Source organism: Citrobacter sp. Cpo142, assembly GCF_030332425.1.
Classification (GTDB): Bacteria; Pseudomonadota; Gammaproteobacteria; order Enterobacterales; family Enterobacteriaceae; genus Citrobacter; species Citrobacter portucalensis.
On the sequence record NZ_JAOWHW010000011.1, the window covers coordinates 1 to 5,226 of the forward strand.

6 protein-coding genes are annotated in these 5,226 nt (G+C 50.7%); 5 read left to right on the plus strand and 1 reads right to left on the minus strand.

The window, feature by feature from the left end; all coding sequences use genetic code 11:
• Positions 1-501 precede the first annotated feature (501 nt).
• A complete protein-coding gene (locus OGY18_RS00055) occupies positions 502-1,242 on the plus strand; it encodes a tyrosine-type recombinase/integrase (protein WP_022652310.1) in 741 nt (246 codons plus the stop codon).
• 325 nt (positions 1,243-1,567) lie between these two features.
• Here the strand turns inward: OGY18_RS00055 and OGY18_RS00060 are convergent, their stop codons facing one another.
• On the minus strand, positions 1,568-2,317 hold the full coding sequence (locus OGY18_RS00060) for a RepB family plasmid replication initiator protein (protein ID WP_064754779.1): 750 nt from the start codon (positions 2,315-2,317) through the stop codon (positions 1,568-1,570).
• On the opposite strand from OGY18_RS00060, the gene OGY18_RS27430 reads away from it, so the two are divergent.
• The 4 genes from OGY18_RS27430 to OGY18_RS00075 form a co-directional block, all read left to right on the plus strand.
• Positions 2,301-2,621, plus strand: a complete 321-nt coding sequence (locus OGY18_RS27430) for a hypothetical protein (protein ID WP_502361632.1) — start codon at positions 2,301-2,303, stop codon at positions 2,619-2,621. The genes OGY18_RS00060 and OGY18_RS27430 overlap by 17 nt on opposite strands.
• A gap of 791 nt (positions 2,622-3,412) precedes the next feature.
• Positions 3,413-3,682, plus strand: a complete 270-nt coding sequence (locus OGY18_RS00065; RefSeq protein WP_022652312.1) for a type II toxin-antitoxin system TacA family antitoxin — start codon at positions 3,413-3,415, stop codon at positions 3,680-3,682.
• A gap of 3 nt (positions 3,683-3,685) precedes the next feature.
• Positions 3,686-4,216 carry a GNAT family N-acetyltransferase gene (locus OGY18_RS00070; protein WP_022652313.1) on the plus strand — a complete coding sequence of 177 codons (531 nt, stop codon included), beginning with the start codon at positions 3,686-3,688 and terminating at the stop codon, positions 4,214-4,216.
• A 167-nt stretch (positions 4,217-4,383) separates the two neighbouring features.
• A partial coding sequence (locus OGY18_RS00075) for an IS5 family transposase (protein ID WP_286551130.1) occupies positions 4,384-5,226 on the plus strand: 843 nt, incomplete at its 3' end.

The following is a 5,226-nucleotide window of genomic DNA, read 5'->3' on the forward strand; positions in this document are numbered from 1 at the left end:
GACATCTGATGGAAATGGAAGCCACGCAAGCACCTTAAAATCACCATCATACACTAAATCAGTAAGTTGGCAGCATTACCTATTATCCGTATATTAAGTCAGCATCAGAATGCCGGCCGTCATATCAACTGGCAATAGTCAGTTACCACATTGCGCTACGTGAAAACTGACAGGGTTACAGGGGTGTACCAGGTCAGAATTCACGTAGCGCATCCTCTTCTTCTCTGCTCCATTCTCATTATGGTCCGATCATGTATGTCCTGGCATTACCCCATTTCTCCCAAAAACCGTAAAACAGCCCTCAGGCCGCGTCATGACTGGCTTTAACGTGGATCTATGTTGAAAAAGGATCCTTTACGCATTTGGTTTTACCCGCAATAATGCGGGATAAGACAATAAAAGGATCCGCGCGCTGCGATTTATTGTCATGGCAGGATCGGCCGGTCAGGTGCAAAATACCTGTATCCATAAAAAGTGCGTGCGCTACGTGAAAAATAGCCGATGAACAACGTCATTCCCCTGCAGAATTCACCAGAACGCGTTTCGTTGTTGCCGATCGCCCCGGGCGTTGATTTTGCGACCGCCGTGGCATTACGACGCATGGCCACCTCCACCGGTGCCACCCCGGCTTATCTGCTGGCGCCGGAAGTGAGTGCCCTCCTCTGGTATATGCCCGACCAGCGCCATCACATGCTGTTCGCCACCATGTGGAACACCGGTATCCGTATCGGAGAAGCCCGGACGCTGACCCCGGAGTCATTTGATCTCGATGGTCTGCGACCCTTTGTGCGGGTACTGTCTGAAAAAGTACGGGCCCGACGCGGGCGCCCACCGAAAGATGAGGTCCGCCTGGTCCCGCTGACCGATATAAGCTATGTCAGGCAGATGGCGAGCTGGATGGTCACCACCCGTCCCCGCCGGCGTGAACCGCTGTGGGCCGTCACCGATGAAACCATGCGTAACTGGCTGAAGCAGGCCGTTAAGCGGGCCGAAGCTGACGGGGTCCATTTTTCAATTCCGGTAACGCCCCATACCTTCCGGCACAGCTATATCATGCATATGCTCTATCACCGCCAGCCCCGGAAAGTGATTCAGGCGCTGGCCGGCCACAAGGATCCGCGCTCGATGGAGGTATATACCAGAGTGTTTGCGCTGGATATGGCGGCCACACTAGCCGTGCCGTTCACCGGTGACGGGCATGATGCCGCGCAGATCCTCCGGACACTTCCCCCTCTGACGTGACAACGTCACTCGCCACAGTTTATATAAGCTGTAGTGAGTAAATCTTCCCGGAGATAAGCTGTAGTGAGTGAAATAAGCTGTAGCAGGCAACATAAGCTGGAGTAAGCAGATTGTGATATGTGGAAGCCTGATGCAATAAGTCCGCAGGGCTGCGGCAACTGCAGAAAAACAATGGTGGAAGTTTGTTGCTCAGGAAGCACGGGCCTCAGACATGAGCCGCACTCATCACCGCTTATATAAGCTGTAGTGAGCAGGACACTCACCAGAGGCAGCAATATAAGCTGTAGCAAGTAAACAGAGAGGTGTTACTCACTACAGCTTATGTTCAGCGGGATTTGAAGAGTTTTTCCAGGTCATCGAGCGTGATGCCAAGTTTCTCTAAAAGCGCCAATTTCTCAGCCATCTCCGGACTCACATCACCCGGTGCGGCTGGCAGTTGAGGGTTCTCAGCACTCTCATCATGCGGTGGTTTTAACTTGGGCCGCCGGTAATGAATGCAGAAGAGTTTAGTGCGTCCCCGCTGGATCTCCGTGTAATCCAGATAGCCAATCTCCCGGAGCTGCTCCATGGCACGCCTCACCGTCTGGTTCTGCGAGAACACAGGGGATTTCAGGTTCAGGCGGGCCCGCAGACGCGCCAGAGATATCGGTGCCGGATCCCGGGGCAGACTCTCTATAAAGGTATAAAGGGCCTGGGCGGACTCCCGGCGTTTCAGGGCATTGATGGCCTTGAGCTGCAGTAACACTTTCCGGTCAAACTGGTAGAGTTCAAAGAGGCGCGGATCGGCCTGCAACTGGACGATATCCTTCTCCGTATCATAGTAGGCCGACTGCACCAGGTGTGTGATGTACTCTTTGGTGTGACTTTCGGTCGTGCGGGAAAACGAGATCACGGTACCCGCGATACGTTTTAGCGAGGGGCTGATACGCTCCCGGAGCTTGCGTGATGACTGACTGGAGGGGATCCCACAGAGTTTGGCGAACTCAACAAACGGCAGTTCAACCTTATCGCCGATAACCTTATGGCGTGCAAAGGAATGGATCACCCCTACCCAGGTCTTGAAGTCATTATCCATATCCAGGCGGGGACCGGTGATCTCCACCTTATCAAACCCTTCGGCTCTGGCGAGAGATAGACGCGTCAGTTCTTCCGTCGCATCAGTACGCGAAAGCGTGTTCTTTTTACTGTTTTTCAGTGATTTGAGAGTAGGGACAAACACTCCGAGCCGCATCAGTGCCACTGGCTGCACTGTATTACTGGCATTAGGAGTGAGATTTACGACTTCACCGGAGGATTTATCCACCTCTTCAAACAACTTTTTTAAGTCCAGATTGTCCTTGTCCAGAGAGCCCCCCGATCGGTGGATTGTTTTAGAATAAAAGCAGCCACTGTTCTCATGTTATGGCCTGTAAAACGCCAGACAACTGGCTTCAGTTTATGCACAGCCCTGATGAACTTTCAGGTGACATACTCACTGTAGTTTATATCAATCGCTTATTACAGCATATCCGTTGCATAATACAGCTTATTGTCTACCAGTTACAGCTTATGATTAACATGCTACAGCTTATGTGATCATGCTCCAGGCTCAGTCCTGACGCGGCCTTCAGAGGTGTCGGGATCTTCTTTGGATCTTACAGGGATCGCTTTAAGGATCTTATTACTGGATCGAATGACTGTATATGTGGATAACCTGCTGACCGACAAGGTAATTCAGACTGTTCATTAATGATCCCTTTTCATACCGGCAACAACGCGTACCTGCTCCTGCCAGCATCTGTGCTATTGCGCTTCCTCGCCGGTTCGCGGGCATAAGCCCGGTCACCGGACTGCGGCGAGCACTGATCTATTCATTTCTCAATACAGACTATGTCAAAACTGCACTTCTCTCAGAGCCATGATACGGAGGTTACATAGTACAGTTTGATTCTGGTTTCTTCCGATCAGACACAGCAACGGTAATTTGAGCCTGACCGATCAACATCGAGAAGTTTTTCTCTACACCTTTACGTGCTGTACCCGGATCCACAGCCAACTAGTGGTTGAAACATGCATACCATAACTCTATTATAATTGTACGGTATACATCCGTACATGCTATCGCCTTAAGTCCCGAACTCAACAAAACTGTCCGCTCTCTCAGATTAAAGAGTGGCCTGGGAGAGAAACCATGTCAGCACTGAAAAAGCAGCGCATTGACCTGAGATTAAATGAAGACGACAAACACATGATCGAAGAAGCTGCAGCAATGACTAACCAGTCAATTTCGCAGTTCATGGTCAGTACCGCCTCAGAACGCGCTGCAGAAGTTATTGACCAGCACCGTCGTCTGCTCCTCAATGAGGAGTCTTGGAACCTGGTTATGGATGCAATCATTAATCCGCCAGCACCGAATGACCGGCTGAAACGCGCCGCTAACCGTCTCCGGGAACTGGAGTAATAAATGGAGGGTTTAAGGATTGAGATTTTTTCAGAGGAAGTTGAATATGAATTAAGCAACTTCGATTGTGGAGAAGAGTATCTGAATACTTTTCTTACTGACCATCTGAAACGGCAGCATAACAGTAAGATCTTACGTGGTTATGTTCTCGTGACGAGAGAGAATAAACCGCGTGTGATGGGGTACTACACGCTATCAGGAAGTTGCTTTGAGAAAATACTTCTACCCAGCAAAACACAACAAAAGCGTGTACCCTACAAGAATGTGCCGAGCGTGACTTTGGGCCGTCTGGCAATTGATAAAAGCATTCACCACCAGGGATATGGAGAAACACTTGTTACCCATGCGATGAAAGTCGTGTATCAGGCCTCGCAGGCTGTGGGTATACACGGAATGTTCGTGGAAGCGCTGAACGACAACGCCAAAAAATTCTACCTTCGACTGGGTTTCATTCAGTTAAAGGAAGAAAACTGTAACTCGCTCTTTTACCCGACAAAATCTATTGAAGAATTGTTCGAAGTAAATGATGAATAAAACAGGTTTAGACTGATCCAGTAAAGCCGTACCGCTTATGTAAAGCGGCCTAGTCCTATTACAGTATTTTTGCCGAAACAGCTCTTCTGCGGTATCTAGGGAAGGTGCGAACAAGTCCCTGATATGAGATCATGTTTGTCATCTGGAGCCATGGAACAGGGTTCATTATGAGTCATCAACTTACCTTCGCCGACAGTGAATTCAGCAGTAAGCGCCGTCAGACCAGAAAAGAGATTTTCTTGTCCCGCATGGAGCAGATTCTGCCATGGCAAAACATGGTGGAAGTCATCGAGCCGTTTTACCCCAAGGCTGGTAATGGCCGGCGACCTTATCCGCTGGAAACCATGCTACGCATTCACTGCATGCAGCATTGGTACAACCTGAGCGATGGCGCGATGGAAGATGCTCTGTACGAAATCGCCTCCATGCGTCTGTTTGCCCGGTTATCCCTGGATAGCGCCTTGCCGGACCGCACCACCATCATGAATTTCCGCCACCTGCTGGAGCAGCATCAACTGGCCCGCCAATTGTTCAAGACCATCAATCGCTGGCTGGCCGAAGCAGGCGTCATGATGACTCAAGGCACCTTGGTCGATGCCAAGAGTGGCCTGACCCACAGCCTGGTCACTACCGCGGCCAACGAGCATGACCTCAATCAGCCGGGTAATCTGCTGCATGGAGAGGAGCAATTTGTCTCAGCCGATGCCGGCTACCAAGTGGCGCCACAGCGCGAGGAGCTGGCCGAGGTGGATGTGGACTGGCTGATCGCCGAGCGCCCCGGCAAGGTAAGAACCTTGAAACAGCATCCACGCAAGAACAAAACGGCCATCAACATCGAATACATGAAAGCCAGCATCCGGGCCAGGGTGGAGCACCCATTTCGCATCATCAAGCGACAGTTCGGCTTCGTGAAAGCCAGATACAAGGGGTTGCTGAAAAACGATAACCAACTGGCGATGTTATTCACGCTGGCCAACCTGTTTCGGGCGGACCAAATGATACGTCAGTGG

Excerpts from the sequence above, each read along its gene's own strand:
- OGY18_RS00065 (WP_022652312.1), top strand. The coding sequence starts at position 3,413 with ATGTCAGCACTGAAAAAGCAGCGCATTGACCTGAGATTAAATGAAGAC.
- OGY18_RS00055 (WP_022652310.1), top strand. The coding sequence starts at position 502 with ATGAACAACGTCATTCCCCTGCAGAATTCACCAGAACGCGTTTCGTTG.
- OGY18_RS00060 (WP_064754779.1), bottom strand. The coding sequence starts at position 2,317 with ATGGATAATGACTTCAAGACCTGGGTAGGGGTGATCCATTCCTTTGCA.
- OGY18_RS00070 (WP_022652313.1), top strand. The coding sequence starts at position 3,686 with ATGGAGGGTTTAAGGATTGAGATTTTTTCAGAGGAAGTTGAATATGAA.